At 67.4% G+C, this 25945-nt stretch carries 27 protein-coding genes and 1 riboswitch; of the genes, 14 read left to right on the top strand and 13 right to left on the bottom strand.

Features of this window, described 5'->3' with window-relative positions; genetic code table 11:
- From RT697_RS11730 to RT697_RS11755, 6 genes are read left to right on the top strand one after another with little or no spacing between them, the layout of a single operon-like run.
- Entirely contained in the window at positions 1-801 is an 801-nt protein-coding gene (locus RT697_RS11730; RefSeq protein WP_313699030.1) for an ABC transporter permease, read from the top strand.
- Positions 801-1958 carry an FAD-dependent oxidoreductase gene (locus tag RT697_RS11735; RefSeq protein WP_313699031.1) on the top strand — a complete coding sequence of 386 codons (1158 nt, stop codon included), beginning with the start codon at positions 801-803 and terminating at the stop codon, positions 1956-1958. Before RT697_RS11730 ends, RT697_RS11735 begins: the two co-directional genes overlap by 1 nt.
- Positions 1942-2250 (top strand): (2Fe-2S)-binding protein, encoded by a 309-nt coding sequence (locus tag RT697_RS11740; RefSeq protein ID WP_056327675.1) that lies wholly within the window; start codon positions 1942-1944, stop codon positions 2248-2250. Before RT697_RS11735 ends, RT697_RS11740 begins: the two co-directional genes overlap by 17 nt.
- The gene (locus RT697_RS11745) at positions 2247-3689 is read left to right on the top strand and encodes an NAD(P)/FAD-dependent oxidoreductase (protein ID WP_313699032.1); all 1443 of its coding nucleotides are present in this window, start codon (positions 2247-2249) and stop codon (positions 3687-3689) included. The genes RT697_RS11740 and RT697_RS11745 overlap by 4 nt, the downstream gene beginning before the upstream one ends.
- Before the next feature lie 12 nt (positions 3690-3701).
- Positions 3702-4865: an FAD-dependent oxidoreductase gene (locus tag RT697_RS11750; protein ID WP_313699035.1), complete on the top strand. Its 1164-nt coding sequence runs from the start codon at positions 3702-3704 to the stop codon at positions 4863-4865.
- Positions 4862-5248 carry a RidA family protein gene (locus RT697_RS11755; RefSeq protein WP_313699037.1) on the top strand — a complete coding sequence of 129 codons (387 nt, stop codon included), beginning with the start codon at positions 4862-4864 and terminating at the stop codon, positions 5246-5248. Before RT697_RS11750 ends, RT697_RS11755 begins: the two co-directional genes overlap by 4 nt.
- On the opposite strand, the gene RT697_RS11760 is transcribed toward RT697_RS11755, so the two are convergent.
- Genes RT697_RS11760 through RT697_RS11780 form a run of 5 tightly spaced genes read right to left on the bottom strand, consistent with a single transcriptional unit; the run spans position 5223 to position 11156 of the window.
- Complete coding sequence (locus RT697_RS11760; RefSeq protein ID WP_313699038.1) at positions 5223-6503, bottom strand: amidohydrolase family protein; 1281 nt, start codon at positions 6501-6503, stop codon at positions 5223-5225. The genes RT697_RS11755 and RT697_RS11760 overlap by 26 nt on opposite strands.
- Before the next feature lie 15 nt (positions 6504-6518).
- Positions 6519-7469: an ABC transporter permease gene (locus tag RT697_RS11765; protein ID WP_056565907.1), complete on the bottom strand. Its 951-nt coding sequence runs from the start codon at positions 7467-7469 to the stop codon at positions 6519-6521.
- A 10-nt stretch (positions 7470-7479) separates the two neighbouring features.
- Positions 7480-8553 (bottom strand): ABC transporter permease, encoded by a 1074-nt coding sequence (locus RT697_RS11770; RefSeq protein ID WP_056565904.1) that lies wholly within the window; start codon positions 8551-8553, stop codon positions 7480-7482.
- 45 nt (positions 8554-8598) lie between these two features.
- Complete coding sequence (locus RT697_RS11775) at positions 8599-10128, bottom strand: ABC transporter ATP-binding protein (RefSeq protein WP_313699040.1); 1530 nt, start codon at positions 10126-10128, stop codon at positions 8599-8601.
- Positions 10125-11156 (bottom strand): BMP family protein, encoded by a 1032-nt coding sequence (locus RT697_RS11780; RefSeq protein WP_313699042.1) that lies wholly within the window; start codon positions 11154-11156, stop codon positions 10125-10127. Before RT697_RS11780 ends, RT697_RS11775 begins: the two co-directional genes overlap by 4 nt.
- A gap of 462 nt (positions 11157-11618) precedes the next feature.
- Between RT697_RS11780 and RT697_RS11785 the strand changes: the two genes are divergently transcribed.
- The 6 genes from RT697_RS11785 (at position 11619) to RT697_RS11810 (ending at position 16047) form a co-directional block, all read left to right on the top strand.
- Positions 11619-12533, top strand: a complete 915-nt coding sequence (locus tag RT697_RS11785; RefSeq protein ID WP_313699044.1) for a DedA family protein/thiosulfate sulfurtransferase GlpE — start codon at positions 11619-11621, stop codon at positions 12531-12533.
- 110 nt (positions 12534-12643) lie between these two features.
- Complete coding sequence (panE, locus tag RT697_RS11790; RefSeq protein ID WP_313699046.1) at positions 12644-13570, top strand: 2-dehydropantoate 2-reductase; 927 nt, start codon at positions 12644-12646, stop codon at positions 13568-13570.
- Between the two features lie 261 nt (positions 13571-13831).
- On the top strand, positions 13832-14443 hold the full coding sequence (locus RT697_RS11795; RefSeq protein WP_313699047.1) for an NAD(P)-dependent oxidoreductase: 612 nt from the start codon (positions 13832-13834) through the stop codon (positions 14441-14443).
- A 63-nt stretch (positions 14444-14506) separates the two neighbouring features.
- On the top strand, positions 14507-14965 hold the full coding sequence (locus tag RT697_RS11800; RefSeq protein WP_313699048.1) for a nuclear transport factor 2 family protein: 459 nt from the start codon (positions 14507-14509) through the stop codon (positions 14963-14965).
- The gene (locus RT697_RS11805) at positions 14966-15535 is read left to right on the top strand and encodes a flavin reductase family protein (protein ID WP_279971382.1); all 570 of its coding nucleotides are present in this window, start codon (positions 14966-14968) and stop codon (positions 15533-15535) included.
- 5 nt (positions 15536-15540) lie between these two features.
- Positions 15541-16047 carry a nucleoside 2-deoxyribosyltransferase gene (locus RT697_RS11810; RefSeq protein WP_313699049.1) on the top strand — a complete coding sequence of 169 codons (507 nt, stop codon included), beginning with the start codon at positions 15541-15543 and terminating at the stop codon, positions 16045-16047.
- Positions 16048-16056: 9 nt separating this feature from the next.
- Here the strand turns inward: RT697_RS11810 and RT697_RS11815 are convergent, their stop codons facing one another.
- From RT697_RS11815 to RT697_RS11825, 3 genes are all read right to left on the bottom strand, one after another.
- Positions 16057-16770, bottom strand: a complete 714-nt coding sequence (locus RT697_RS11815) for a TetR/AcrR family transcriptional regulator (protein WP_313699050.1) — start codon at positions 16768-16770, stop codon at positions 16057-16059.
- A 206-nt stretch (positions 16771-16976) separates the two neighbouring features.
- Complete coding sequence (ribB, locus tag RT697_RS11820; protein ID WP_313699052.1) at positions 16977-17696, bottom strand: 3,4-dihydroxy-2-butanone-4-phosphate synthase; 720 nt, start codon at positions 17694-17696, stop codon at positions 16977-16979.
- A 113-nt stretch (positions 17697-17809) separates the two neighbouring features.
- Positions 17810-17960: riboswitch (FMN riboswitch) on the bottom strand.
- Between the two features lie 110 nt (positions 17961-18070).
- Positions 18071-18574 carry an SET domain-containing protein gene (locus RT697_RS11825; protein ID WP_313699054.1) on the bottom strand — a complete coding sequence of 168 codons (504 nt, stop codon included), beginning with the start codon at positions 18572-18574 and terminating at the stop codon, positions 18071-18073.
- Between the two features lie 107 nt (positions 18575-18681).
- Between RT697_RS11825 and RT697_RS11830 the strand changes: the two genes are divergently transcribed.
- Positions 18682-19602: a bestrophin family protein gene (locus RT697_RS11830; RefSeq protein WP_313699056.1), complete on the top strand. Its 921-nt coding sequence runs from the start codon at positions 18682-18684 to the stop codon at positions 19600-19602.
- Between the two features lie 36 nt (positions 19603-19638).
- Here the strand turns inward: RT697_RS11830 and RT697_RS11835 are convergent, their stop codons facing one another.
- Positions 19639-20121, bottom strand: a complete 483-nt coding sequence (locus RT697_RS11835; RefSeq protein WP_218342436.1) for an Lrp/AsnC family transcriptional regulator — start codon at positions 20119-20121, stop codon at positions 19639-19641.
- A gap of 93 nt (positions 20122-20214) precedes the next feature.
- Here RT697_RS11835 and ilvB point away from each other — a divergent pair, with 93 nt between their 5' ends.
- A complete protein-coding gene (ilvB, locus tag RT697_RS11840) occupies positions 20215-22047 on the top strand; it encodes a biosynthetic-type acetolactate synthase large subunit (RefSeq protein ID WP_313699057.1) in 1833 nt (610 codons plus the stop codon).
- A gap of 402 nt (positions 22048-22449) precedes the next feature.
- On the opposite strand, the gene RT697_RS11845 is transcribed toward ilvB, so the two are convergent.
- Genes RT697_RS11845 through RT697_RS11860 form a run of 4 tightly spaced genes read right to left on the bottom strand, consistent with a single transcriptional unit; the run spans position 22450 to position 25940 of the window.
- On the bottom strand, positions 22450-23229 hold the full coding sequence (locus tag RT697_RS11845) for an SDR family oxidoreductase (RefSeq protein ID WP_313699058.1): 780 nt from the start codon (positions 23227-23229) through the stop codon (positions 22450-22452).
- Between the two features lie 14 nt (positions 23230-23243).
- The gene (locus tag RT697_RS11850; protein WP_191578354.1) at positions 23244-24098 is read right to left on the bottom strand and encodes an ABC transporter permease; all 855 of its coding nucleotides are present in this window, start codon (positions 24096-24098) and stop codon (positions 23244-23246) included.
- Positions 24099-24111: 13 nt separating this feature from the next.
- On the bottom strand, positions 24112-24882 hold the full coding sequence (locus RT697_RS11855; protein WP_056565862.1) for an ABC transporter ATP-binding protein: 771 nt from the start codon (positions 24880-24882) through the stop codon (positions 24112-24114).
- A complete protein-coding gene (locus RT697_RS11860) occupies positions 24882-25940 on the bottom strand; it encodes an ABC transporter substrate-binding protein (RefSeq protein ID WP_105241316.1) in 1059 nt (352 codons plus the stop codon). Before RT697_RS11860 ends, RT697_RS11855 begins: the two co-directional genes overlap by 1 nt.
- Positions 25941-25945 lie beyond the last annotated feature (5 nt).

Below are 25945 nucleotides of genomic sequence, written 5' to 3' on the forward strand. Positions count from 1 at the left end.
ATGCAATTTCGCAACGGCCCCATCGGCCTCGTCTTCCACACGCTGTTCATCCTCTTCATCCTGGCGCCCATCGTCATGGTGTGCGCGGTCGCGTTCACGTCCGAAGGCTTCATTTCGCTGCCCTCGGGCGGGCTGTCGCTGCGCTGGTTCCGCGCCATCCTGGACAACCCGCGCTTTGTCGACGCGTTCTGGTTCAGCCTGGGGTTGGGCACGCTGTCGGCCACGCTCGCCATTGCTCTGGCGGTGCCCAGCGCGCTGGCGATCGCGCGCAACCGTTTTCCCGGCCGCGAGGCCCTGGTGGCGTTCTTTCTGTCGCCGCTGATGATTCCGCACGTCGTGTTGGGCCTGGCGTTCCTGAAGTTCTTCACGACCGTCGACCTGGCCGGCACCTACTTCGGCTTGGTGGTGGCGCACGTGATCCTGGTCATGCCGTATGCGCTGCGGCTGGTGCTGGCGTCGGCGGCGGGCATCGACCCGGCGCTGGAACGCGCGGCGCAATCGCTGGGCGCGTCCAACTGGACGGCCTTCCGGCGCGTGGTGTTGCCATTGCTCTTGCCGGGCGTGGTGAGCGGCTGGGTGATCGCGTTCATCACCAGCTTCGATGAACTCACCATGTCGATCTTCATCGCCTCGCCGTCCAACACGACGCTGCCGGTCCGGATCTTCCTGCACATCGAAGACACCATCGACCCGCTGGTCACAGCCGTGTCGGCGGTGCTGATCTACGTGACCATCATTGCCATATTCATCCTGGACCGCGCCGTCGGCCTGGAAAAGCTGTTTGTAGGAAAGGGACGCTGATGACGGACGAGAAAGAACTGGCGCCGCGCGCACCCGCGCACCGCGGCATCTACGATGCGGCGGTGATCGGGGGCGGGTTGGTCGGATCGGCCGTGGCCTACGGGCTGCGGCGCGAGCTGGACCACGTGGCCGTGCTGGACGAGGGCGACGTGGCCTATCGGGCCTCGCGTGGGAACTTCGGGCTGGTGTGGGTGCAGAGCAAGGGCATGGGCCTGCCGCGCTACGGCGTGTGGACGATGACCTCGGCCAAGGGTTGGCCGCAGCTTGCCGCCCTGTTGCAGGAAGAGACCGGGGTCGACGTGCATCTGGAGCAGCGCGGCGGCCTGCACGCGCTCTTGAGCGACGAAGAGGTCGAGGCGCGCACGCGCTTCATGAGCACGCTGCTCGCGCAGCCCGGCATGGCGCAGTACGACTGGAAGATGCTGGATCGCGCCGAAGTCGCGGATTTGGTGCCGGGCATCGGGCCCGAGGTTCGTGGCGCGACGTGGACGCCGGTGGACGGCATTGCGAATCCGCTCAAGCTTCTGCGTGCGCTGCACATGAGTTTTGCACAGCGGGTTGTGGATTATCTGCCGCAGCGGCCGGCGCAGAACATCCGTCAGCGCGACGGGATATTTGAAATCGCCACGCCCAGCGGCACGGTGCGCGCGCACAAGGTGGTGCTCGCCTCGGGCCTGTCCAACAAGCAGCTTGGCGAGCAGGTCGGACTGGACGTGCCGGTGCGCCCGCAGCGCGGCCAGATCATCGTGCTGGAGCGCACGCGCCGCATGCTGGAAACGCCCTTGTCCACGCTGCGCCAGACCGACGAAGGCACCTGGCTGATCGGCGACTCGCAGGAAGAGGCCGGCTATGTGGACAACCTGGTGGGCCTGCCGATCCTCGGCACGCTGGCCGACCGCGCCGTCCGCACGCTGCCCGCGCTGCGCGAGGTCCGCGTGGTGCGCAGCTGGGCGGCGCTGCGCGTCATGTCCAAGGACGGCTTTCCGATCTATCAGCAGTCCGAAACGTGTCCAGGGGCCTTCGTCGCCACCTGTCACAGCGGCGTGACGCTTGCCGCCGCCCATGCGCTCAATCTGGCGCCCATGATCGCCGCCGGCATCCTGGCCGACGACATGGCGCCCTTCTCGACCCGGAGGTTTCATGTTCAAGCGGCTTGACGAGGCGCAGCGGCAGGCGCAGGGCGCGCCGGTGCGGGTAACGGTCAATGGGGCCGAGATGCTGTGCCGCCAGGGCGACAGCGTGGCGGCGGCGCTCTTTGCGGGCGGCGTGCAGGCCTGTCGCGACACGGCGGTCAACGAGGTGCCGCGCGGCCCGTATTGCATGATGGGCGTCTGCTACGACTGCCTGGTCACCATCGATGGACAAGCGAACCAGCAGGGCTGCATGACGCCCGTGCGGGAAGGAATGAAGATCGAGCGCCAGTTGGGTGCGCGCAAGGTGCAGGCATGATCGACACGACGCAATGCGATTTGCTGGTGGTGGGCGCGGGTCCGGCGGGTCTGGCGGCCGCCACGCTGGCCGCGAACCTGGGCGTGGACACCGTGCTGCTGGATGAACAGCCCGCGCCGGGCGGCCAGATCTACCGCGCCATCACCACCACGCCGGTCACCGACCGCGGCATCCTGGGCGAAGACTATTGGCACGGCGCGACGCTGGTGCCGCCGTTCCAGCAGTCCGGCGCGCGCTACGTGCCGGGCGCGACGGTGTGGGCCGTGGCCCAGCGCACGGCGCCCGAAGCAGCGGAAGGTTTCGAGGTGGCGTATTCGGTGGCGGGCGAGGCGCGCATCGTGCACGCGCGCCGGCTGCTGCTGGCCACCGGCGCGCAGGAGCGGCCATTTCCGATTCCCGGCTGGACGCTGCCGGGCGTCATCACCGCGGGCGCGGCCCAGATCCTCTTGAAGTCATCCGGCGTCGTGCCGTCCGACCGCACGGTGCTGGCCGGCTGCGGCCCGCTGCTGTATCTGGTGGCCTGGCAGTACCTGAATGCGGGCGTGAAAGTGGACGCGCTGCTGGAAACCACGCCGCCCGGCCGCATGGGGCAGGCGCTGCCCAAGGTCTGGGGCTTTTTGCGCTCGCCGTATCTGGGCAAGGGGCTGAAGCTGCTGCGCGCGGTCAAGGCCGCCGTGCCCATCGTCAAGGGCGTGACGGCGCTGGAAGCGCTGGGCGACGGCAAGCTGCAAAGCGTGCGCTACACCGCAGGCGGCGTCACCAAGACGCTGCCCGCCGATCAGCTGATGCTGCATCAGGGCGTCGTGCCCAACGTGAACCTGTCGCGCGCCGTGGGTGTGGCGCATCGCTGGAACGATGCGCTGGACTGTTGGGAGCCGGAAGTCGACGAGTGGGGCACGACGGCCGTGATCGGCATCGGCATGGCTGGTGATGGTGCGGGCATCGCCGGCGCGGTGGCGGCCGAGCACCGGGGCCGGCTGGCTGCCTTGCAGGCCGCGCATCTGCTGGGACGCATCGATGCGCGCAAGCGCGACAGCGAGGCCGCTGTACCGCGCGAGGCGCTGGCGCGTGCCGTGCGCGGCCGGGAATTCTTCGACACGCTTTACAAGGCGCCTGAAGCCTTCCGGCGCCCCACCGGCGACACCATCGTGTGCCGCTGCGAGGAGGTCACGGCCGCGCAAGTGCGCGAGACCGTCAAGCTGGGCTGCGGCGGGCCGAACCAGATGAAGGCGTTCCTGCGCTGCGGCATGGGACCGTGCCAGGGCCGTTTCTGCGGCCTGACGGTGGCCGAGATCATTGCCGAGGAACGCGGCGTGCCGACTGAGGAAGTCGGCTATTACCGGCTGCGCTTCCCGACCAAGCCGCTGACGCTGGGCGAACTGGCCTCGCTGCCGCAGACCGACGATTCGCGTCAGGCCGTGGTCCGCCTGAAGAAATGACGGGTGGACGCCATGACCGTGCAAACGCGGGCGGCTGAAGTCATCATCATCGGCGGCGGGCTGCACGGCAGCTCGGCCGCGCTGCATCTGGCGCGCGCCGGCGTGCGCGCGCTGGTCATCGAAAAGAACTACGTGGGACGCCATGCCTCCGGCGTCAACGCGGGCGGCGTGCGCACGCTGTCGCGCCATCTGGCCGAGGTGCCGCTGGCGTTGGCCTCGCGCGAGCTCTGGTATCGCATCGGCGAGCTGGTGGACGACGACTGCGGCTTCGAGCAGCACGGGCAGGTGCGTGTGGCCGAGAACGCCGCCGACGCCGAGACGCTGCGTGCGCGGCTCAAGACCATGACGGATCACGGCTACACGCACGAGCAGTGGATAAGCCGTGAAGACCTGCTGGACCTGATTCCCGCGATTGCGCCCACGGTGCAGGGCGGCTTGATCGCGCGCGAGGACGCGGCGGCCGATCCCTATCGCACCACCCTCGCCTTTCGCATGAAGGCCGCGAGCCTGGGCGCGCAGTTTCTCGAAGGCGTGCGCGTGCTCAGCGTGGCGCGGCAGGACGGCCAATGGCGTGTGGAGACGGATGCCGGCGTGTACACCGCGCCGCAGGTGCTGAACTGCGCAGGCGCGTGGGCCGACCGCATCGCCGCGCAATGGGGCGAGCCGGTGCCGCTGTTGCCGATCAGTCCCATGATGCTCGTCACGCTGCGCATGGACCACTTCCTGGATCCCGTGGTGCTGGGCACCGGCCGGGCGCTGTCGTTCAAGCAGCGCACCAACGGCACCGTGCTGATCGGGGGCGGCCGGCGCGCGTGGGTGGACCGCGATGCCGAATGGACCGAACTGGATTTCCGCTCGCTGGCCGAAGGCGCGCGCACGGTGGTCGACCTGTTCCCGCACATGCGCGAGGCGATCGTGAACCGAGGCTGGGCGGGAATCGAAGCGGCCATGCCCGACGAGATTCCCGTGATCGGGCGCAGCAGCCGGCACGAGACGGCCTTTCACGCGTTCGGATTCTCGGCGCACGGCTTCGAGCTCGGGCCCATCGTCGGCCGCATCATGGCCGACCTGATCACGACCGGCGCGACGGACATGCCGATCGCGCCATTCCGGATCGAACGTTTCTCGGATGCGGGCAAGGCATCCGGCTCATCCACCAAGGAGCAAGACCAATGAACGATATCGTGCGCAAGGAAACGAACGAGCGCCTGTCGCGCATCGTGATCCACGGCGACACCGTGTATGTGGCGGGCGTGACCTCGAATGCGGAAGGCGGCATCGCCGCGCAGACGCGCGACGTGCTGGCCAAGATCGACGGCTATCTGAAGCAGGCGAACACCGACAAGTCGCGGTTGTTGACCGTGCAGATATGGCTGAAGGACATCGAACGCGACTTTGCCGGCATGAACGCGGTGTGGGCCGAGTGGGCGCTGCCGAGTGCGATGCCCACCCGCGCCACGTGCGAGGCCAAGCTGGCCTCGCCTGATCTGCTGGTGGAGATCATCGTGACGGCCGCCGCGCGGCCGGGATACGTCAGCGGGCCGGTGTCTGAAAGCTGACCTCGCCGGGGCGGCCCGGCAGGTTCAGCGTGGCGGTGGCGGGCGGCGTGGTCGCCACCACCTTGCCGGCGCGCAGCACCATCAGGCGCGTGGCGCGCAGGCGCAAGGCCTCGACCGCGTCGCGCGCCTGCAGCAGCACCAGGTCGGCGCGCTTGCCGACCGCCAGGCCCGTCTCGTCCAGGCCAAGAATCTTGGCAGGCGTGGTGGTGACCGCTTCGAAACAGGCGCGCATCGCGTCCTGGCCCGTCATCTGGCCGACGTGCAGGCCCATGTGCGCGACTTCCAGCATGTCGCCGGAACCCAGGCTGTACCATGGGTCCATCACGCAGTCGTGGCCGAAGGCGACCGGCACGCCCGCCGCCATCAGCTCCGGCACGCGCGTCATGCCGCGGCGCTTGGGGTACGTGTCGTGGCGGCCCTGCAGCGTGATGTTGATGAGCGGATTCGCAATCGCGGACACGCCGGCTTCACGGATCAGCGGGATCAGCTTGGACACGTAGTAGTTGTCCATCGAGTGCATGGACGTCAGGTGCGAACCCGTCACGCGGCCGTGCAAACCAAGACGCTGCGTGTGGTACGCCAGCGTCTCGATGTGGCGCGACAGCGGGTCGTCGCTTTCGTCGCAGTGCATGTCCACGCGCAGGCCGCGCTCGGCGGCCAGTTCGCACAGGATGCGCACGGATTCGGCGCCGTCCTGCATGGTGCGTTCGAAGTGCGGAATGCCGCCCACCACGTCCACGCCCATGTCCAGCGCGCGCTTCAGGTTGTCCAGCGCACCGGGGGCGCGCAGCACGCCGTCCTGCGGGAAGGCAACGAGTTGCAGATCCAGGTAGGGTTTGACCTTCTCGCGCACGTGCAGCAGCGCTTCGGTCGCCAGCAGGCGCGGATCACAGACGTCCACGTGCGAGCGGATCGCCAGCAGCCCGCGCGCCACGGCCCAGTCGCAATAGGCGAGTGCGCGTTCCACCAGCGCTTCCTGCGTCAGCAACGGCTTCAGTTCGCCCCACAGCGCGATGCCTTCGAGCAGCGTACCCGACTGGTTCACGCGCGGCAGTCCGAAGGACAGCGTGGAATCCATGTGGAAGTGCGCGTCGACAAAGGGCGAGGTCACCAGCTGGCCGGCGGCGTCCACGGTCTGCGCGGCCTCGGCCTTCAGCGCCGGTTCCAGCGCGGTGATGCGTCCGTCGGCCACGCCGATGTCGATGTTCTTGCGGCCGTCGGGCAGCGTGCAGTTCTTGATGATCAGATCGAGCATGTTGTTCTCAGCGGTTTAACGTTCGCCTTTGCGATACGGTTTCATCAAGGCCTGCGGGTAGGCGGCGCGGCGCGCCATGAACACCAGGGCCAGGATGGACAGGATATAGGGCAGCATCAGGTACACCTGATACGGCAGTTCGGGCAGGCCCGGCAGCGCCGCCCCGCCCTGTTGCAGCCGCAACTGCAGCGCGTCGAAGAAGGCGAAGATCAGCGCGCCCAGCAGCGCCTTGCCCGGCCGCCACGACGCAAACACCACCAGCGCCACGCAGACCCAGCCGCGGCCGTTGACCATGTTGAAGAAGAATGCATTGAACGCGGCCAGCGTCAGGAAGCTGCCGGCCACGCCCATCAGCGCCGATCCGGCCACGATAGCGCCGATGCGCAGGCGCGTCACGGACAGGCCCTGGCCTTCGGCGGCGGCGGGGTTCTCGCCCACCATGCGCACGGCCAGCCCCACGGGCGTGCGGTTCAGCACCCACGCAAGAATAGGCACCGCGGCCAGCGCGATCAGCGTCATGGGCGTCTGCCCGGCCAGCACGGGGCCGATCAGCGGAATCCCGTCCAGGAACTTCATTTCGGCAAACGGCGTGATCGTCGGCGGCGTGGACACGCTGGGGAACGTGACGCGGTAGGCGAAGTAACTCACGCTGGTCGCAAGCAGCGTCACGCCGAGGCCCGAGACGTGCTGCGACAGGCCCAGCGGCACCGTCAGCACCGCGTGCAGCAATCCGAACACGGCGCCGGCCAGCGCGGCCGCCAGCACGCCCACGTACAGCGGCGCGCCCAGGTAGACGACCAGCCAGCCGGTGAAGGCGCCGGCCACCATGATGCCCTCGATGCCCAGGTTCAGCACTCCGGCGCGCTCGCACAGCAGCACGCCCAGCGTGCCCAATATCAGCGGCGTGGCCAGGCGCAGCACGGCCACCCAGAAGGCCGAGGAACTCATCAGATCCATCCATTCCATGGCGTGCTCCTCAAGCCTTGTTGCGGCGCAGGCGATACTGCGCGAATAGCGTCGCGACCAGCATGGCGAGCAACGAGGTGGCGACGATGACGTCGGCGATGTAGTTGGGCACGGCGATGGCGCGGCTCATGCTGTCGGCGCCCACCAGCATGCCGGCCACGAAGATGCTGGCCAGGATCACGCCCAGCGGATGCAGGCCGGCCAGCATGGCGACGACGACACCCGTGTAGCCGTAGCCCGGCGACATATCCAGCGTGACGTAGCTGGTGCGGCCCGCCACTTCGATGGCGCCGGCCAGGCCTGCCAGCGCGCCGGACAGCATGGCGGTGCCGAGCATCACGCGGTTCACCGGCAGACCCAGAAAGCGCGAGGCGTGGGCGTTGGCGCCCACCGCGCGCATCTGGAAACCGAAGACGGTATAGCGGTTCAGCAGCCAAAGGCCCAGCGCCAGGCCCGCGGCCCACAACAGGCCGGTGTGCGCACGCGTGCGTTCGATGAGCTTGCCCAGTTCCAGGTCGCCGTTCAGCGCGACCGACTGCGGCCAGCCCATCGCCATCGGATCCTTCATCGGGCCGTCCAGCATCATCGACACGAACAGCAGCACGATGAAGTTGCCCAGCAGCGTGGTCACGACCTCGTCGACGCCCAGGCGGGTTTTCAGGATGGCCGGAATCAGCAGCAGCAAGGCGCCGGCCAGCGCGGCCGCCAGCATCATGCCGCCGAACAGCACCGGCATCGGTAGATCGAAACCCGTGCCGCCGTGCAGGCCGCCGACGGCCACAGCGGCCAGCGCGCCCAGATACAGCTGGCCCTCGGCGCCGATGTTGTAGAAGCGCGCGCGGAACGCCACGGCACAGGCCAGGCCGGTCAGCATCAGCGGCGTGGCGCGGGTCAGGGTTTCGGACAGTGCGAAGCGCGTGCCGAACGCGCCTTCGAACAGCAGCGCGTAGGTGCGGCCGACGGGGGCGCCGGCCCAGGCCACCAGCAGTGTGCAGACCGCCAGCGTGAAGAGGATGGCCGCGATGGGCGCCAGCGCCAGCGCAAGGCGGCTGGGCTCGGGGCGGCGTTCCAGGATCAGTTTCATGGGATGCTCAATAGTGAAGAAAGCCGGGCGGAACGGTGCAAACCGTCATGCCCGGGTTCCTGTCATGGCCAGGCCGACGGTGGCGGGCGTCCACTCGGCCACCGGCTTGATCGCCACCAGCTTGCCGCCGCACAGCACGGCGATGCGGTCGGCCAGCGCGAAGATCTCTTCCAGGTCCTCGGACACCAGCAGCACGCCGGCGCCGCGCGCGCGGGCGGCCAGCAACTGCTCGCGCACGTAGGCCACGGCGCCGATGTCCAGGCCCCACGTCGGTTGGTCGGCCACGATGAAGCGCGGCTCGCGCGCCAGCGTGCGGCCCAGGATCAGCTTCTGCATGTTGCCGCCCGACAGGCTGCGCGTGCGCACGTCCAGCGACGCGGCGCGCACGTCGAACTGCTTGGCCAGCGACGCGGCGTAGGCCTTGCCCGCGCGGGCGCGGATCAGGCCGTGACGGGCGAAGCGCTTGTCCTTCAGGTCTTCGACGATGGCGTTTTCCCACAAGGGGCTGTCGCCGATCATGCCTTCGCCGTGGCGGTCTTCCGGGATGCGGCCCACGCGCGCGGCGGTCCAGCCGGCGGGCGTGGTGGGCGCGGCGGCGTGCTCCGGTCCCAGCCGGATCGTGCCGTCCGACGGTTGGCGCAGGCCGGTCAGCACCGACACCAGCGCCTGCTGGCCGTTGCCGGCCACGCCGGCGATGGCCACGATTTCATGCGTGTGGACCACGAGGTCCAGGCTGTCCAGGCGCGGCGCGCCGTCGCGGCTGTCGCGCACGGTGACCTGCGACAGCGTGACCACGGGGGCGGCCTGCTCGGCGGCCGTCGCGGCCTCGGCGCGCGGCATGACCACCTTGCGGCCCACCATCAGTTCGGCCAGTTCCGCGGGGTTGGTGCCCGCGGTGTCGCGTTCCGCGACCAGCTTGCCCTGCCGCAGCACCGCCACGCGGCGCGACACGGCCATCACTTCGTCCAGCTTGTGCGAAATGAAGATGACTGCCAAACCTTCGTCGACGAAGCCGCGCAGCGTCGCGAACAGATCCTGCACTTCCTGCGGCGTGAGGACCGCGGTCGGTTCGTCCAGGATCAGCACGCGGGCGCCGCGATACAGCGCCTTCAGGATCTCGACGCGCTGCTTTTCGCCGACAGACAGCGTGCCGACGCGCGCGTCCGGATCCACGCCCAGACCGAAGCGCTGGCCGAGTTCGACAAGGCGCTTGCGGGCCTGGCCGCGGCCCGAGGCCAGCTTCCAGAGCGATTCGGTGCCCACCATGATGTTGTCCAGCACGGTGAGGTTGTCGGCCAGCGTGAAGTGCTGATGCACCATGCCGACGCCCGCCGCAAGTGCGGCGTCGGGCCGGCCGGCGGGCAAGAGTTTGCCGAAGACTTCGATACTGCCGGCGTCGGCCACATAGTGGCCGAACAGGATCGACACCAGGGTCGATTTGCCGGCGCCGTTCTCGCCCAGCAAGGCCAACACTTCGCCCTGGCGCAGCGAGAGCGAGACATCGTCGTTGGCCGTGAGGGTGCCGAAGCGTTTGGTGATCCCCGTCAGTTGCAGGGCGAGAGGCGCTTGGTTCATCGTGCCGAGGACTTGGGTTCTTTGTCGTTGACCTTCACGGTGAAGCTGCCGTCCAGGATGGCTTTTTCCTTGGCCTGGACCTTGGCGATCAGGTCGGCGGGGATCTTCTGCTCGAACGTGCCCAGCGGCGCCAGCGACGAGCCCTTGTGCTTCATCAGCGAGTACTGGCCGAAGTCATCGGCCTTGAACGCGCCGGCCTTCACCTGATTGAGGGCTTCTTCGATGGTCGGGATCATGCTCCACAGCGCCGAGGCGACGACCGTCTCGGGGTACTGCGGCTGCGTGTCGATCACGTTGCCGATCGCCAGCTTGCCGCGTTCCTTGGCCGCGTCCGACACGCCAAAGCGCTCGGCGTACAGCACGTCCGCGCCCTTGTCGATCATGGCGAAGGCGGCTTCCTTGGCCTTCGGGGGATCGAACCACGAGCCGATGAAGGTCACGGTGAACTCGGCCTTCGGGTTCACTTCCTTGACGCCTTCCATGAAGGCGTTCATCAGGCGGTTCACTTCGGGGATGGGGTAGCCGCCCACCAGGCCGATCTTGCCGGTCTTGCTCATGCCGCCGGCGATCATGCCGGTCAGGTAGGCCGGTTCCTGGATGTAGTTGTCGAACACCGAGAAGTTGGGCTGCTGCGGCTTGCCCGACGAACCCATCAGGAAGGCGGTCTGCGGATAGTCCTTGGCGACCTTTCGGGCCGCGGCTTCAACCGCGAAGGCTTCACCGACGATCAGCTTGTTGCCCTGCTCGGCGTACTGGCGCAGCACGCGCTCGTAGTCGGCGTTGGTGACGTTTTCCGAGAACGTGTAGTCGATCTCGCCGCGGTCGCGCGCGGCGGACAGCGCGATGTGGATGCGCGACACCCATTGCTGCTCGACCGGCACCGTGTAGACGGCGGCGACCTTGATCTTGGCGGGCGCCTGGGCCAGGGCCGCGCCCGAGAACAACAGCGCGCCGGCAGCCGCGGCCGCCAGCTTGAGCAGGCCGCGGCGGGCGATGCCGCTAGCCGACGAAAGGGAAAGGGATTTCATGCAGGTGACTCCTACGCGAAGAAGGACAGGAAATGGAGGGATGGGGGAATGCCGCCCGCCGCACGGAGGCAGCCGCCGCCGGCAGTCGTGCCGGGCAGATCGTGCTTGAACGGGGGCGTGGGATCGGTCATCGGATGGGAGCGCCAGGCGGCGCACCCGGCCAAATGGTCGAGTTCTCAGCCTGTCCTGGCGAAGCAATATGTATGCCACGGGGCGTTCCCGCGACAAGGCGGGGAAACCTGATGGCCGGGCAGGATTATAGGCACCCTCGCCGAGAAGCGTGGCACCAGTTTGGTGCGTGGTGTCCCGATAGATGGACACCGGCGGGTCGCGCGACGCACTGCAATGGAACGCAGTGTTGCCGCGCGGACGGCAGGGTCTATGCCCCAGGCGCGAGGCCGCGCGCCTAAAATTGCGCGCATGAGCCGCGCCTGCGCCGCGCGCGGCAAGCTGGAAACCCCAATGCAAGATATTCAATTGCTGCTCGAACAGTACGGCGGGTGGCTCGTGTTCGCCAACGTCCTCATCGAGCAAGCCGGCCTGCCGGTGCCCGCCTACCCCATGATGATCGCCGCCGGCGCGCTGGCCGGCGCCGCCGGCTGGCTCGTGCCGCTGCTGGCCGCCACGGCCGCGTGCCTCATCGCCGACAGCCTGTGGTACTGGGCCGGGCGGCGCTACGGGTCGCGCCTGCTGGGCGTGGTCTGCAAGCTGTCGCTGTCGCAGGACTCGTGCATCCGCCAGACGCAGCGCCTGTACCTGCGCATCGGCGTGCGCGCGCTGCTGGTGTGCAAGTTCCTGCCGGGCGCGGGCGCCTTGTCCACCGTCATGGCCGGGCTGACCAACACGCCTTATCGCCGCTTCTTCCTCTATGACCTGGCCGGCGCGCTGATCTGGGTGGGCTCGGCCCTGCTGCTGGGCGGCCTGTTCCACAGCGTCATCAACGATGTGCTGGACATCCTGGGCACCTACGGTCCGATGGGGCTGGCAGTGCTGGCGGCCGTGCTGGCGCTCTACATCGTGGCGCGCTTTCTGCGGCGCAGGATCCTGCTGCGCAGCCTGCGCGTGATTCCGCGGCTGTCGGTCGACGAGCTGATGCAATGGCGTCAGGACGGCCGCGAGGCGCTGGTCTTCGACGTGCGGCCCGAAGCGCAGCGCGACGCGGCGCGCATCCCGGGCGCCGTGGCCGTGGACCTGAAGCAGCCGCTGCCCACGCTGGATCCCGGCGCGATCGATTCCGACATCGTGGTCTATTGCGCGTGCCCGAATGAGGTGTCGGCCGCCCTGCTCGCCTCGCGGTTGCGGGCGGCGGGCTACCGCAAGATCTGGGCGCTGCGCGGCGGCTACGAGGCGTGGGTGGAACGCGAACAGCAGGCTTGAGGCGTCCAGCGCATGATCCATCGGCCGCCGCGTGTGCGCGGCGGCGTGGCCCGGGCGCATAATGCGCGCATCGGCCCGCGCCTGACGCGGGCAGCCAACAGGAGACAGGCATGCGGTTGTTGTTCTTGGGCGCCGGCGGCACCGGCGGATACTTTGGCGGACGCGCGGCGCAAGCCGGCGCGGACGTGACGTTCCTGGTGCGCGAGCCGCGCGCCGCGCGCATCCGCGAACACGGACTGCGCATCCAGAGCCCGCTGGGCGACGCCACGCTGCATCCCAAGCTGGTCACGCAGCAGACGCTGCAGGAAAGCTATGACGTCGTCGTGCTGTCGTGCAAGGCCTACGACCTGGACAGCGCCATCGAGGCCATCCGCCCCGCCGTGGGACCGGACACCGCCGTGCTGCCCATCATGAACGGCGTGCTCCAGTACGACGTGCTGGACCGCGAATTCGAGCCGCATCGCGTGCTGGGCGGCCTGTGCCAGATCAACGCCACGCTCGGCCCCGAAGGCGAAGTGGTTCATCTGGGCAAGCATGCCAACCTGGTGTTCGGCGAGCGCGCCGGTCCCGCCCGCAGCGAGCGCTGCGTGGCGCTGGAGCAGGCGCTGGCGGGCGGCGAATACGTCAGCCGCCTCAGCGAAAACATCTACCAGGACATCTGGGAAAAGTACGTCATGCTGACGACGCTGGCCGCCGCCACCTGCCTGATGCGCGGCTCGGTGGGCGAGATCGCGTCCACCGACGACGGCGTCGACATCCTGCTGGGTCTGCTGCAGGAATCGCAAGCGGTGGCCGCAGCCTCCGGCCACACCGTGCGTCCCGAGGCGGACGCCACCGTGCGCAAGCTGCTGGCGGACCGCACCCAGCCCATGACCGCCTCCATGTTCCGCGACCTGCGCCAGGGCCTGCCCGTCGAGGCCGACCACATCGTCGGCGACATGGTCCGCCGCGCCCGCACGCTGGGCGTGGATGCCACGTATCTGCGCGTGGCCTATTCGCACCTGCAGGTCTATCTGGCGCAACGCGCCGCCCGCTGATCGCGGGGGGGCGGCCCTGTTCAAGCGGGGCCGCCGGGCGCACACTGATCGGGCGTGCCGCCGCTGCGTGCACGTCCGGGTCAAACCCCCAGCCGCGCGCTGCCTACGCCGGATTGGTGCATGGATTGCAAAAAACTCTTCTTCATTGACGGGTTTTTCGTTCGTATTTGACCGAATAGTATGGCTTTGCCTTGAGCCAGAGCTGATTTCGCCGCAATCGTGCGGCGGCTGCTCCGGCCCATTCCTCTCAGGAGCAAGACCATGAAAATCGCATTGATCGGCATTACCGGACGCGTGGGTTCGCGCGTGGCAGACGAATTGCTCAAGCGCGGCCATCAGGTGACGGGCATCGCCCGCAACCTGGCCGAGGTCAATGAGCAGCCGGGCCTGACCGTCCGCCAGGGCGATGCCACCGATCCCGAAGGCCTGACCCCGGTCCTGGCCGGCCACGACGCCGTCATCAGCGCCTCGCGCTTCGTGTCCGCCGACGCCAAGCCGCTCCTGGCCGCCGTGAAGAACGCCGGCGTGCCGCGTCTGCTCGTGGTGGGCGGCGCCGGCAGCCTGCTGGTCGCCCCGGGCAAGATGCTGATCGACACCCCTGAATTCCCCGATGCCTACAAGCCCGAGGCCCGCGCGGGCGTCGTGTTCCTGGACACGCTGCGCCAGGAAAAGGTGCTGAATTGGACGTTCCTGTCGCCCTCGGCCCTGTTCGAACCCGGCGAGCGCACCGCCACGTTCCGTGTGGGCGACGACCACCTCTTGGCCGACGAGGACGGCAAGAGCTGGATTTCGATGGAAGACTACGCGATCGCCCTGGCCGACGAGGTCGAGACGCCTCAGCATTCGCGCCGCCGTTATACCGTCGGATACTGATCCTCGGCCCCGTTTGTTTGTAAACTGGCAGGCCGCCAGCCGGCGTCATCTGAGTAGTCCTGTATGCGTATGAAGTGGAAATCGTTGGCCGCCTGCCTGCTGGTCGCCTCCAGTTGCGTGGCGGCTGCGCCGGCGCTTGCGGCCGCGCCGCAATCAAACAAGGAAATCGCCGTCGCGTTCTTCCGCATGATGTTCCAGGACCGCGACGTCGACGAGGCGGTGCGCCTGTATGTCGGCCCGAACTACACCCAGCACAATCCGTACATGCAGGACGGCGTCGGGCCGATGGTCGACTTTTTCCCGCGCTACTTCGAGCAGCATCCGCAGGCCATCGTCGAGATCAAGCGCGTCATCGCCGAGGGCGATCTCGTCATGATCCACAACCTGTGGCGCGATTCGCCGGAAGACCGCGGCCAGGCCGTGGTCGACATCTTCCGCGTCCAGGACGGCAAGATCGTCGAACATTGGGACGTGAGCCAGGAAATCCCCGAGAATCCCGCCAACAAGAACGGCATGTTCTAGGTGTCCATGATCGAACCCGTTGACCTGCCCCGCGCCTATCTCCTTCTGAACCACGGCCCGACCGTGCTGGTCACCAGCGCGCATGGCGACGCCCGCAATGTGATGGCCGCGGCCTGGGCCATGCCGCTGGACTTCAGTCCGCCCAAGATGCTGGTCGTGGTGGACAAGAACACCTGGACGCGTGAACTCATCGAAGCGTCGGGCGAGTTCGCGCTGTGCATTCCGTCGCGGGCGCAGGCGCGCGCCACGATGGTCGTGGGCTCGCAATCCGGGCGCGACGAAGACAAGTTCCAGGCCAGCGGCCTGACGACGTTTCCCGCCAGCAAGATCGGCGCGCCGCTCATCGAGGGCTGCCTGGGCTGGCTGGAATGCAAAGTCATTTCCGAACCGCACAATCAGCAGGCCTACGATCTCTTCATCGGCGAGGTCGTGGCCGCGTGGGCGGCGCCGGACGTGTTTTCCGGCAACCGCTGGCACTTTCCGGACGACGAGCGCCGGTCGGTGCACTACCTGGCCGGCGGCTCCTTCTTCGCCACCGGCGAAGCCTTCAACGTCGCCGATCCGGAGTAAGGGCCATGCGCAGTGTCTACCTGGCGGGTTTCGATGTCTTTCTGCCCGATGCCGTGGCGCACGGCGAACGGCTCAAGACCCTGTGCGCCACCTACGGTTTCGAGGGCGTGTTCCCGCTGGACAACGCCGCGCCGCCGGAACTGGCCGGGCAGGCGCTTGCAGAGTGGATCTATCGCGCGAACATCGCGCTGATCCGCCGTGCCGACATGGTGATGGCAAACCTGAATCCGTTTCGCGGCGCCGAGCCCGATTCGGGCACCGCCTTCGAAGTGGGCTATGCCATCGCCTGCGGCAAGCCCGTGTGGGGCTACACCGGCCAGGCCGGCTCGCTGATCGATCAGGTGGCGGTGGGGGCGGCGGCTGACGACGGCGCCTCGCGCATGGTCGACGCGCAGGGCCATACGGTCGAGGACTTCGGTTTGAACCTGAACCTGATGCTGGCGTGCAGCGCGCGCATTGTGACGGGCGGCCCGGCGGACTGCCTGGCCAGGATGGCGCGCGAGCGGGCCTGAGTCCGGCGGCTAGGCGCGCGCCGGCTTCGTCGTTTTGGCGGCGCTGGCCGTCCTGACCGTTTTCGCGGCCGCTTTGACTGACTTACTTGCCTTGCCCGGCGCGGCGTTTCCAGGCGCGCCCAGATACCCCATCACCGCATCGACCACCGCGCCCTCCAACTGCTTGGGCGTGAAGCCCACAGGCGGCTCCAGCGCGGCCGCGTGCACCAGCGACTCCATGATCCGCAGCACCACGTAGGTCGCCAGATCCCGATCCGCCTGCGCGATCTCCGCGCGGTGCAGTTCCAGGAGATGCCGCATGCGGCGGTGGATGTCCTGGTCCGCGCGGCTGTGCTCGTGCGGCTGGTCGAACAGCGGAAACTCCCTTTCCAGCACGCGGTGCAGCGCGGGCTCCAGCAGATGCGCGTGCAACATCGCCTGCACGATCGCCCCTACGCGCTCGCGCAGCGTGGCCGCCGGGTTGCCGTTCAGCACGTCGTCGATCACGTCCAGCATCTGGTTGTCGTGCCGGTCATGCAGCGCGGCGATCAGCGCGTTCTTGTTCGGAAAGTACTGATAGAGCGAACCCACGCTCACGCCGGCCGTTTCCGCGATCAGATTGGTGTTGGTGCCGGCATACCCATGCGTGGCCAAAACGTGAGCAGTGGCCTGAAGAATGGTGTCGACGGTTTGTTGCGATCTGAGCTGGCGCGGCGATTTCCGGGGCTGGGGAATGGCGGTCATGAATGGCAAAAGGCGAATATCAAACGTGAGCAATGGCTCATGGAATGTGCGGCAGGCGATTGCAGGCCAACGGGCCGTAGTCCGGCGGCGCCGCAGCCAGGCGGCCCCACCGCAACGCGCTGCGTCGCTTCGCGCGAATTATGCCATTCGCTCAGATACGCGATGGCCGCGCCCGCGAATGCCGCGGGCGCAACCCTGGCGGCCGCTCAGACGGTGGCCGCCATCTCCAGCACTTCGTCGTCGATCGCCTCGGCCTGGCCGTCCTTCAGCTTTTGCAGATGGTCCGCCAGTTCGGCAATGGTCAGCGCCACCAGCCCGTGCTCGGCGGCGTAGCGATCCAGCGCCGCGCCGCGCATCATCGTGCCGTCGGCATTCATCAGTTCGCACAGCACGCCCGCCGGGCGCATGCCGGCCAGCACGGCCAGATCCACCGATCCTTCGGTGTGGCCGCGGCGCGTCAGCACGCCACCAGGTTGGGCGCGCAGCGGAAACACGTGACCGGGGCTGACGATGTCATCGGGCTGCGCCGACGGCGCGATGGCGGCGCGGATCGTGGTGACGCGGTCCACGGCGGACACGCCGGTGCTCACGCCTTCACGCGCCTCGATCGACACGGTGAAGGCCGTGGCAAAGCGGCTTTGATTGCGCTGGACCATCGGCGGCAATTCCAGGCGGTCCAGCGTGTCGCCGGGCAGGCACAGGCAGACGATGCCGCTGCCGTCGCGGATGAGCTGCGCCATGACCGGCACGGTCAGCTTGTCGGCCGCGACGATCAGGTCCGCTTCGTTCTCGCGGTCAAAGTCGTCCATGAGGATGACGGGGCGGCCCAGGCGCAGATGATGCAGCGCGCGCGACAGGCGCACGGCGAAGGGCTGCGAAGCCAGGCTGGGGATGGGGGACTGCTGGGTGAAGGCAACGTTGGACATTGAAACGCTCTCGCAAAAGGATGGGGCGAAAAACGTTTCAGGGCTAATCGACAGCCGAACGCAATACGGCCAGGCAAGGCGCAAACGCGCCCGGCGCAGCCGAGTATGTGCCGGCACATCTTCTCTCATCCGGACTATGACCGTCGGCCCTGGCATCTCACCAGATCTGCTGACCCCGGCCAAAGCATGGCCGGGCGCTCGCGGGCTCGCCACATTGCATGGCATACCGCCGGTGGGGAATTGCACCCCGCCCTGAAGACGTACTGCATGTCGTGTTAACGACCGGTCGATTGTACGCCTGTCCGCAGAGCGGGGCTGAATATGCTTATTGCGGTTGTGGTCTTGGGAAATGGGGCGCCCGGCCCCGTTTTCCGTCAGGCGGCCGTGGCGGCCTTCTTCGCCTTCTTGGCAGGCAGCGCCAGCATCGTGCCACGGCAAGGCGGCGTGCCGCAGAGGCACTTGTAGCCTTCCTTCAGCGCCTTCGTGATGCGCCCGTCCAGCACCAGCCCGTAGTCGTACGACAGTTCCGTGCCGCGCGGGATGTCCTGCAGCGCGACGATGTAGACGCGCTTGCCGTGCTTGCCTTCCTGCGCCTCGCAGTTGGGCTCGCAGGAATGGTTGATCCAGCGCGCGTCGTTGCCTTCGTCGCCGCCGTCGATGACGCGGCCGGAGCTGAGCGCGAAGAAGAACGTGTGGAAGGGATCGTCCGGATTCGTGGGATGGCGGCGGTCGGCTTCCTTGGCGCTGATGCGCGCGCCGCCGTACTCGATGATGCGCGTGCCTGCGGGAATCTTGCGGGCGGCGAAGACGCCGTTGCCGTGCAGCTTGGAGCGGCGGACGGCATACCAGGGCTTGATCGGGGTGTCTTCGGTGGTCATTGAGGCTCGAGTGTGGCGGTGAGACGAAACAGAATTATATCGGCGGCTTCATTGCGCGATGACAGGCGTATAGTGACCGCCGCCTTGTCCCTTGCTTGATATTCATCATGATCGTCCGTCCGCGGCCCTCCGCGCTGGCTTTGTTCTTTGTACTGCGCGGTTCCATCATCCCGCGCATCCTCAGCAGGATCGTCGTCATCACGGTGCTCTCCTGCGTGGTGGTGTGGATGTACCACCGCCAGTTCTTCTCGCCCGCGCACCTGACCGCGGTGCCGTTTTCGCTCTTCGGCCTGGCCCTGTCCGTCTTCATGGGCTTTCGCAACAACGTCTGCTATGACCGCTGGTGGGAAGCCCGCAAGCAATGGGGCGACCTCGTCGTGCAGGCGCGCAGCCTGGCGCGCGAAAGCGCGGTGCTGCTGGCGGCCAGCACCGCCAATCCCGTGCAGGAACGGCTGGTGCGGCGCTGCATCGGTTTCGGCTACGGGCTGGCGGCGCGGCTGCGCGGGCAGGACATGGTCGAGGCCGTGCGCCCGTGGGTGCAGCAGGACGAGCTCGACACGCTGGCCGGCTGCCGCAACGTGCCCGATGCGCTGCTCATGTCCATCAACCGCGACCTGGCGACGTGCCTGCGGCGCGGTGAATTGACCGACATTCTTTATCAGGGCCTGACCCAGCGCGTGGCGCAGTGCGCCGCGATCCAGGCGGCCTGCGAGCGCATCAAGTTCACGCCCTGTCCGTTCGCCTATTCCCTGCTGCTGCATCGCACGGCGTGGCTGTTCTGCCTGCTGCTGCCCTTCGGTCTGGTGGGCACGCTGGAGTTCCTGACGCCGCTTGCGGTGACCATCGTGGCCTACACGTTCTTTGGCCTGGACGCGCTGGGCGACGAGCTGGAGGATCCCTTCGGCGCGGACGAGAACGACCTGCCGCTGTCGGCGCTGGCCCGCGTGATCGAGATCGATCTGCTCGAAGGCTTGGGCGTGCGGCCCTTGCCGGAACCGGCAGAGCCGGTGGACTACGTGCTGCGCTAAGGAAGTTGGCATGCGGGCCGTGGCGCTGGCGCCGGCCTAGGCCGCCGGCCCAGGCCCCGGCCCCGTCAGCGGCAGCTTGGTTTCCTTCAGCCGGCGCAGCACGAAGCAGGACTTGCTGTGCCGGATGCCGGGAATGCGATAGAGCTGTTCGCGCAGCAGGCGCTCGTAGTCGCGGGTGTCGCGCACGGCGATGCGGATGTAATAGTCATAATCGCCCGACACCAGAAACGCCTCCAGCACCTCGGGAATCTGCGCCAGCGCGCGGCCGAATTCGTACAGCGTCTCTTCGCTGTGGCTCTCCAGCGTTACGTGGACGATGACCGTGTCCATGAAGCCCAGGCTGGCCGGATCGATATCCACGGTGTAGCCGCGGATGACCCCGGCGCTTTCCATGCGCTTGATGCGGTTCCAGCACGGCGTGGATGACAAACCGACCGCCGCGCCGATGTCGTTCAGGCTGGCGCGCGCGTTGTCCTGCAGCACCTTCAAAATGGCCAAGTCGAACTTGTCGAGGTTCATTTTCTTTGATTCCTCCAAATCAAAGATGAATTTACTCCGTTCGCCTGTTATCCGTGGAAAAGAAGATAAAAATTCTTCGAATCTACCAATAAGATGGATAGCATGAACGATCGCCTGCACCCCACCGCCGCCGCCGCGCTTTCCGCCACCGAAACCGCCATCGAAACCGCCCCTGAAAACGGGGCGAAAATTCTGCTCGACACGCTGATTGCGCATGGTGTCGACACGGTCTTCGGGTATCCGGGCGGGGCGGTCCTGCCCTTGTACGACGCCCTGTACGCCGAGCCGCGCCTGCGCCACGTGCTGGTGCGCCACGAGCAGGCCGCCGTCCATGCCGCCGAGGGCTATGCCCGCACCACGGGCCGCACGGGCGTGGTGTTCGTGACCTCCGGCCCCGGCATGGCGAACACGACCTCGGGCCTGCTGGATGCCATGTGCGATTCGATCCCGGTGCTGTGCATCAGCGGTCAGGTGGCCACGGCGGCCATCGGCACCGACGCTTTCCAGGAATGCGACGCCATCGGCATCTCGCGTTCCGTCACCAAGTGGAACACCCAGATCCGCGCCGTGGACGACGTGGCCAGCGTGACGGCCCGAGCGTTTGAACTGACGCGCCAGGGCCGTCCCGGCCCGGTGCTGGTGGATTTTCCCAAGGATGTGCAGCTTGCCGTGCCGCGCGACAGCGATGGCCTGGACGCGCCGTCGCAGCACAAGCTGGCCGCGCTGCGCGCGCGTCGCCAGTCCGGCAAGCTGGCGGCCAAGCTGCCGCAGTCGGCCGTGCGCCGCGCCGCCGCGCTGATCGCGCAGGCCAAGCGGCCCATCTTCTACGGCGGCGGCGGCCTGGTGAACGCCGGCCCCGAGGCCTGCGAGGCGTTCACCGACCTGGTGCGCCACACCGGCGCGCCCTGCACGCTGACGCTGATGGGCCTGGGCGCCTTCCCCGCGTCCGACCCGCAGTTCGTGGGCATGCTGGGCATGCACGGCACGGTCGAGGCCAACCTCGCCATGCACAACTCGGACCTCGTCGTCTGCATCGGCGCGCGCTTTGACGACCGCATCACCGGCAAGCTGTCGGAATTCTGCCCGCACGCCCGCAAGATCCATATCGACATCGACCCCGCCTCGATCAACAAGGTCGTGCGCGTGGACGTGGCGCTGGTCGGCGACTGCCTGCCGCTGGTGCGCGCGCTGCGCGCCGAGCTGGGCGACACGCCGCTGGAGCCGGCGCGCCTGGCGCCCTGGTTCAAGCGCATCGACGCCTGGCGCGCGCAGGACTGCCTGGGCTTCACGCCCGCGCCCGACGCCATCCTGCCGCAACACCTGATGTCGCGCCTGAACGCCGCGCTGGCGGATCGCGATGCCATCGTGTCGACGGACGTGGGCCAGCATCAGATGTGGGCCGCGCAATACCTGCGCTTTGACCGGCCGAACCGCTGGCTGACGTCGGGCGGTGCAGGCACCATGGGCTACGGCGTGCCCGCCGCCATCGGCGCGCAGGTCGCGCATCCGGACAAGACCGTGGTCTGCGTCAGCGGCGACGCGTCGGTGCTGATGAACATCCAGGAACTGTCCACCGCGATGCAGCACGAGACGCCCGTGAAGGTCGTGCTGTGCAATAACGGCTACATGGGCATGGTGCGTCAATGGCAGGAACTGATCCACGGCGGCCGCTACAGCCACAGCTATAACGCGTCACTGCCGGATTTCGTGGCGCTGGCGCGGGCTTTCGGCTGGGGGGCGGCGCGGGTGGATGATCCTGCCAAGCTGGATGCGGCGCTGGCGGAGTGCCTGGCGCATGACGGTCCGTATTTTCTGGACGTGGCGGTCACGGCGCAGGAAAACTGCTTCCCGATGATGCCGGCGGGCCATGGTCACCAGAAGATGATGCTGGCCGAAGGCGTCTGGTATCAGGACGAGACGACCTGAGAACTTGCGGAAGGGGGTGTCTGCCTCACTTGCAAGGTAGGTGTCTGACACCCGCTGAGACGCTGTGGCAGGCTGTAGATCATCTCCCCAGGGTGTCAGACACCGGTGCAACACCGATGAACAAGTCGGTGTCAGACACCCATGAGACGGCCGCGCGATATGCAGAACTGCTCATGCGGGTGTCAGACACCTGGCGGCGGCTGCACGCGATCTTCCTTGCCTAGGTATCTGACCCCCGTTGATGAGTTGCGCTTCCTTAGGTGTCTGACATCCGTTGAGGCGTTGCGCTTCCCTAGGTGTCTGACACCCGCTGAGACGCTATTGCAGGCTGGAGATCATCTCTCCAGGGTGTCAGACACCGGCACCAGAACGCCTCATGACGATTTAAGACACCCGCCGTCTTCAAAACTGGATCGATAACCCGCCGTCCACCACGAGTACGTGGCCGTTCACATACGACGCAGCAGGCGAAGCCAGGAACACGGCAGCCCCCGCGATTTCCTCGGGCTCGCCCCACCGCCCCGTCGGGTTGCGTGCGGCAACGCGCGGCCCGAATTGCGGGTCCGCAACCATCTCCGCATTGGTTTCCGTGGCAAACGTCCCCGGCGCGATGGCGTTGCTGGTGATGTAGTGCGGGCCGAATTCCGCGGCCAGCGCGCGCACCATGCCGGTCAGCCCTTGCTTGGCCGCGGGATACACCGCGTCGCCCGCGCGCGCCAGTTCTCCCACCACCGACGTGATCGCGATCAGCCGCCCGCCGCCCTGGCGCATCATGCGCTCGGCCGCGAACTTGGCCAGCAGCATGCCGGCCACCAGATCCGTGTCGATCAGCTCGCGGATTTCGGCCGGGCTGGTGTCGCGCAGCGTCTTGCGATTGCGCGCGCCCACGTTGTTCACCAGGATGTCCAGGCGCTCGTGTTCGCGGTCGATGCGTTCGAAGGCCTCGGCCATCGCCGCGTCGTTGCTCACGTCAAACGGCAGCGGATGCGCGTCCAGGCCGGCGCCGGTCAGTTCGGCCACCGCCGCGTTGACCGCGTCCACATTGCGGCCGTTGATCAGCACGCGCGCACCGCAGCCGGCCAACGCCCGCGCAATACAAAAGCCCAGCCCGCGGGCCGAGCCGGTCACCAGCGCCACCTGTCCGGTCAGGTCGAAATTGCGCAGATACGGAAGTGTCTTCATCAATCGGGCCTCGCTCATTCCCGGAACTCCGGCGCCCAGTGCAAGAGCCGCCGTTCGATCCACGTCACACAATAAACCAGCGCGATGCCGACGATGGACAGCAGCGTCACTGCGGCGAACATGTCGGTGGCGTTCAGCGTCGCCAGCGCGGTGATCATCAGATAACCCATGCCCGTGGTCGAGCCCACGAACTCGGCCAGCACCACGCCGATCAGCGCGAAGCTGATGGCATTGGGCAGCGCGGCAAACGTCCACGCCGCCGCCGTCGGAATACGCACCCGCCACAGGATCTGCCGCGGCGACCCGCCCAGCGTGCGGCAGAAATCGACAAGCTCACGTTCCACGCTGCGCCCGCCCTTGTAGGTGTTGAAGAACACCAGAAAGAACACGACGAACCACGAGGTGACCACCTTGGACGCCAGCCCCAGTCCGAAGAACATGGTGATGAGCGGCACGAACGCGATCCGCGGCATGGAGTTGAACGCCACGATGAACGGGTTGAACACGTCGGCCAGAAAGCGGCTGCGGCTGAGCGTCATGCCCACCACAAAGCCGCTGCCCACGCCCACCACCAGGCCGACAAGCGTGGCCTGCAGCGTCAGCCACAGATGGGGCCAGACCGAGCGTGGCCCGGGTTGCAACCATTCCCACAGGCGCACAGCGACGCGCGAGGGCTGGCTGATGAAGAAGGGATCGAAGAGCGTGTTCTGGGCAAACCACGGGATGCGCGTCAGCGTTTCCCACGAGCCCAGGATGACGGCAAGGATCAGGACCTGCCACAAGGTGATGCGCACGCGGCGCGCGACGGCGGCGCGGCGGTCCAGGCGTAGCTGGTCCTGCAGGGTGTCGGCGGTATCAATCGAGGTCATGACGCGTATCGGTTCAGGCGGCGGCGCGGAACTGCTGGCCCAGCACGCTCCAGAGGCTTTGCACGTGGGAGACGAACTGCGGCGTTTCGCGCAGGGTGAAGACGTCGCGCGGATGCGGAATCTGGATGCGCTCGTCCAGCAGCACGCGGCTGGGCGGGCCGGACAGCACCACCACGCGATCGGACAGCAGGATGGCTTCGTCCAGATCGTGCGTGACCATCACGATGGTCTGGCCCAGCTTGCGCCAGATCTCCATCAATTCGCGATGCAGGTGCGTCTTGGTGTGCGTGTCCAGCGCGCCGAAGGGCTCGTCCAGCAGCAGGATGCGCGGCTCGACCGCCAGGCTCATCAAGAGCGCCACGCGCCGCCGCATGCCGCCGGACAACTGATGCGGAAAGGCGTCGGCGAAGGCGCTCAGGTGGCCGAGTTCCAGCAGTTCGGCGACACGCTTTGCGATGCGGTCGGCCGGCACGCCCTGAAACTTCAAACCTAGCGCCACGTTCTTCCTGACGCTGAACCACGGCAGCAGCGTGTCCTTCTGGAAGATGTAGCCCAGCGCCGGCGGCACCTGCCCATCCACCACGCGCCCGTCCACCTTGATGGTGCCCGTGGTGGGACGCAGAAAGCCCGCCATCATGTTCAGCAGCGTGCTCTTGCCGCAGCCGGACGGCCCGACGATGGACACGAATTCGCCTTCGTTGATGGTCAGGCTGACCTCGCCGACGGCGTGCGTCGTGCCCTGGCGCGACTGGTACGCCTTGCCTACCTTGTCCAGCGTGATCATCAAAGGCCCCGGGCTTTTCGCACGAAGCTCATGTTCACGCACTTGGCGTAAGGCACGGTCTTGATTTCTTCATTCGAGAACTGGCGCCCGTCGCCCATGATGGCCGTCATGCGGTTGTACGCGTCCTCGGTGATGATGTTGTCCTTCAGGAACACCGTCTCCTTGTAGACGCCCAGCGTCTTCTCGATGGCGGGGCGCGGGAAGGCGCTCAAGTAATCGTCGTAGATCACGTCCGTAATGGCGGCCGCGCTGTTGGCGGTGATGAAGTCCTGCGCCTTGACCATCGCGGTCACAAAGGCCTGCACGACCTCGGGGCGCTTCTGGATGGTGTCCTGCAGCGTCAGCGCCGCAATGCCCGGAACGTCGCCGCCCATGAACTCGTTCCACGAGGCTTCCGTGGTGGCGTCGAAGATCGGCACGCCCCAGCCTTCCTGGCGGGCCTGTTCCATCATCGACATGGTGGCCATGCTGGCGGCGACCGAGCCGGTCTTGAGCGCGCCCAGCATGGTCGCCAGGTCGCCCAGGGGGCGGATGTCGACCTTGTCGGCCACACCGGCCTTTTGCATCAGGTACAGCGCCATCAGCCACGTGCTGGACTGCGGCTGCGTCGCGCCGACGCGCTTGCCCGCCAGGTCCTTCATCGACTTGATCTTGCCGCTTTCAAAGTCTTCGCGGCGCACGATGACATTGGCATACGTCAGCTTGCGGTCAAAGCCGAACACCAGCGCGGCGGGCTTGCCCGCGATGGTCAGCGCGGGCGCGGCGGTGGCCGCCGTGGCGCCGAACACGATCTGGCCGGCGGCCAGCAGCTGGTTGGTGCGCGGGCCGCTCTGCGAATTCAGGTACTCGACCTCCAGCCCGCCTTCTCCGAAGAAGCCCTTCTTCAGCGCCACGTAGCCGGCCGCGAAAAAGGGGTCGATGCTGCCCTGGCCGTACACGACCTTGCCCAGCTTGGGCTGTGCGAAAACGACGCGCCCGTTGAGCAGGCTGATGCCGGCAAAGGCGGACGCGGCAGCCAGCACGCGGCGGCGGGTGGTGAAGTCGGAGCTACGGGTCATGTCGT

The sequence above is a fragment of the Achromobacter sp. genome (assembly GCF_032113835.1).
Lineage (GTDB): Bacteria > Pseudomonadota > Gammaproteobacteria > Burkholderiales > Burkholderiaceae_B > Achromobacter.

Excerpts from the sequence above, each read along its gene's own strand:
- panE (WP_313699046.1), top strand. The coding sequence starts at position 12,644 with ATGCGGTTGTTGTTCTTGGGCGCCGGCGGCACCGGCGGATACTTTGGC.
- RT697_RS11850 (WP_191578354.1), bottom strand. The coding sequence starts at position 24,098 with ATGACCTCGATTGATACCGCCGACACCCTGCAGGACCAGCTACGCCTG.
- RT697_RS11795 (WP_313699047.1), top strand. The coding sequence starts at position 13,832 with ATGAAAATCGCATTGATCGGCATTACCGGACGCGTGGGTTCGCGCGTG.
- RT697_RS11815 (WP_313699050.1), bottom strand. The coding sequence starts at position 16,770 with ATGACCGCCATTCCCCAGCCCCGGAAATCGCCGCGCCAGCTCAGATCG.
- RT697_RS11760 (WP_313699038.1), bottom strand. The coding sequence starts at position 6,503 with ATGCTCGATCTGATCATCAAGAACTGCACGCTGCCCGACGGCCGCAAG.
- RT697_RS11800 (WP_313699048.1), top strand. The coding sequence starts at position 14,507 with ATGCGTATGAAGTGGAAATCGTTGGCCGCCTGCCTGCTGGTCGCCTCC.
- RT697_RS11780 (WP_313699042.1), bottom strand. The coding sequence starts at position 11,156 with ATGAAATCCCTTTCCCTTTCGTCGGCTAGCGGCATCGCCCGCCGCGGC.
- RT697_RS11825 (WP_313699054.1), bottom strand. The coding sequence starts at position 18,574 with ATGACCACCGAAGACACCCCGATCAAGCCCTGGTATGCCGTCCGCCGC.
- RT697_RS11745 (WP_313699032.1), top strand. The coding sequence starts at position 2,247 with ATGATCGACACGACGCAATGCGATTTGCTGGTGGTGGGCGCGGGTCCG.
- RT697_RS11785 (WP_313699044.1), top strand. The coding sequence starts at position 11,619 with ATGCAAGATATTCAATTGCTGCTCGAACAGTACGGCGGGTGGCTCGTG.
- RT697_RS11730 (WP_313699030.1), top strand. The coding sequence starts at position 1 with ATGCAATTTCGCAACGGCCCCATCGGCCTCGTCTTCCACACGCTGTTC.
- RT697_RS11765 (WP_056565907.1), bottom strand. The coding sequence starts at position 7,469 with ATGGAATGGATGGATCTGATGAGTTCCTCGGCCTTCTGGGTGGCCGTG.
- RT697_RS11810 (WP_313699049.1), top strand. The coding sequence starts at position 15,541 with ATGCGCAGTGTCTACCTGGCGGGTTTCGATGTCTTTCTGCCCGATGCC.
- RT697_RS11750 (WP_313699035.1), top strand. The coding sequence starts at position 3,702 with ATGACCGTGCAAACGCGGGCGGCTGAAGTCATCATCATCGGCGGCGGG.
- RT697_RS11830 (WP_313699056.1), top strand. The coding sequence starts at position 18,682 with ATGATCGTCCGTCCGCGGCCCTCCGCGCTGGCTTTGTTCTTTGTACTG.
- RT697_RS11835 (WP_218342436.1), bottom strand. The coding sequence starts at position 20,121 with ATGAACCTCGACAAGTTCGACTTGGCCATTTTGAAGGTGCTGCAGGAC.
- RT697_RS11755 (WP_313699037.1), top strand. The coding sequence starts at position 4,862 with ATGAACGATATCGTGCGCAAGGAAACGAACGAGCGCCTGTCGCGCATC.
- RT697_RS11770 (WP_056565904.1), bottom strand. The coding sequence starts at position 8,553 with ATGAAACTGATCCTGGAACGCCGCCCCGAGCCCAGCCGCCTTGCGCTG.
- RT697_RS11860 (WP_105241316.1), bottom strand. The coding sequence starts at position 25,940 with ATGACCCGTAGCTCCGACTTCACCACCCGCCGCCGCGTGCTGGCTGCC.
- RT697_RS11855 (WP_056565862.1), bottom strand. The coding sequence starts at position 24,882 with ATGATCACGCTGGACAAGGTAGGCAAGGCGTACCAGTCGCGCCAGGGC.
- RT697_RS11735 (WP_313699031.1), top strand. The coding sequence starts at position 801 with ATGACGGACGAGAAAGAACTGGCGCCGCGCGCACCCGCGCACCGCGGC.
- RT697_RS11775 (WP_313699040.1), bottom strand. The coding sequence starts at position 10,128 with ATGAACCAAGCGCCTCTCGCCCTGCAACTGACGGGGATCACCAAACGC.
- RT697_RS11845 (WP_313699058.1), bottom strand. The coding sequence starts at position 23,229 with ATGAAGACACTTCCGTATCTGCGCAATTTCGACCTGACCGGACAGGTG.
- RT697_RS11740 (WP_056327675.1), top strand. The coding sequence starts at position 1,942 with ATGTTCAAGCGGCTTGACGAGGCGCAGCGGCAGGCGCAGGGCGCGCCG.
- ilvB (WP_313699057.1), top strand. The coding sequence starts at position 20,215 with ATGGATAGCATGAACGATCGCCTGCACCCCACCGCCGCCGCCGCGCTT.
- ribB (WP_313699052.1), bottom strand. The coding sequence starts at position 17,696 with ATGTCCAACGTTGCCTTCACCCAGCAGTCCCCCATCCCCAGCCTGGCT.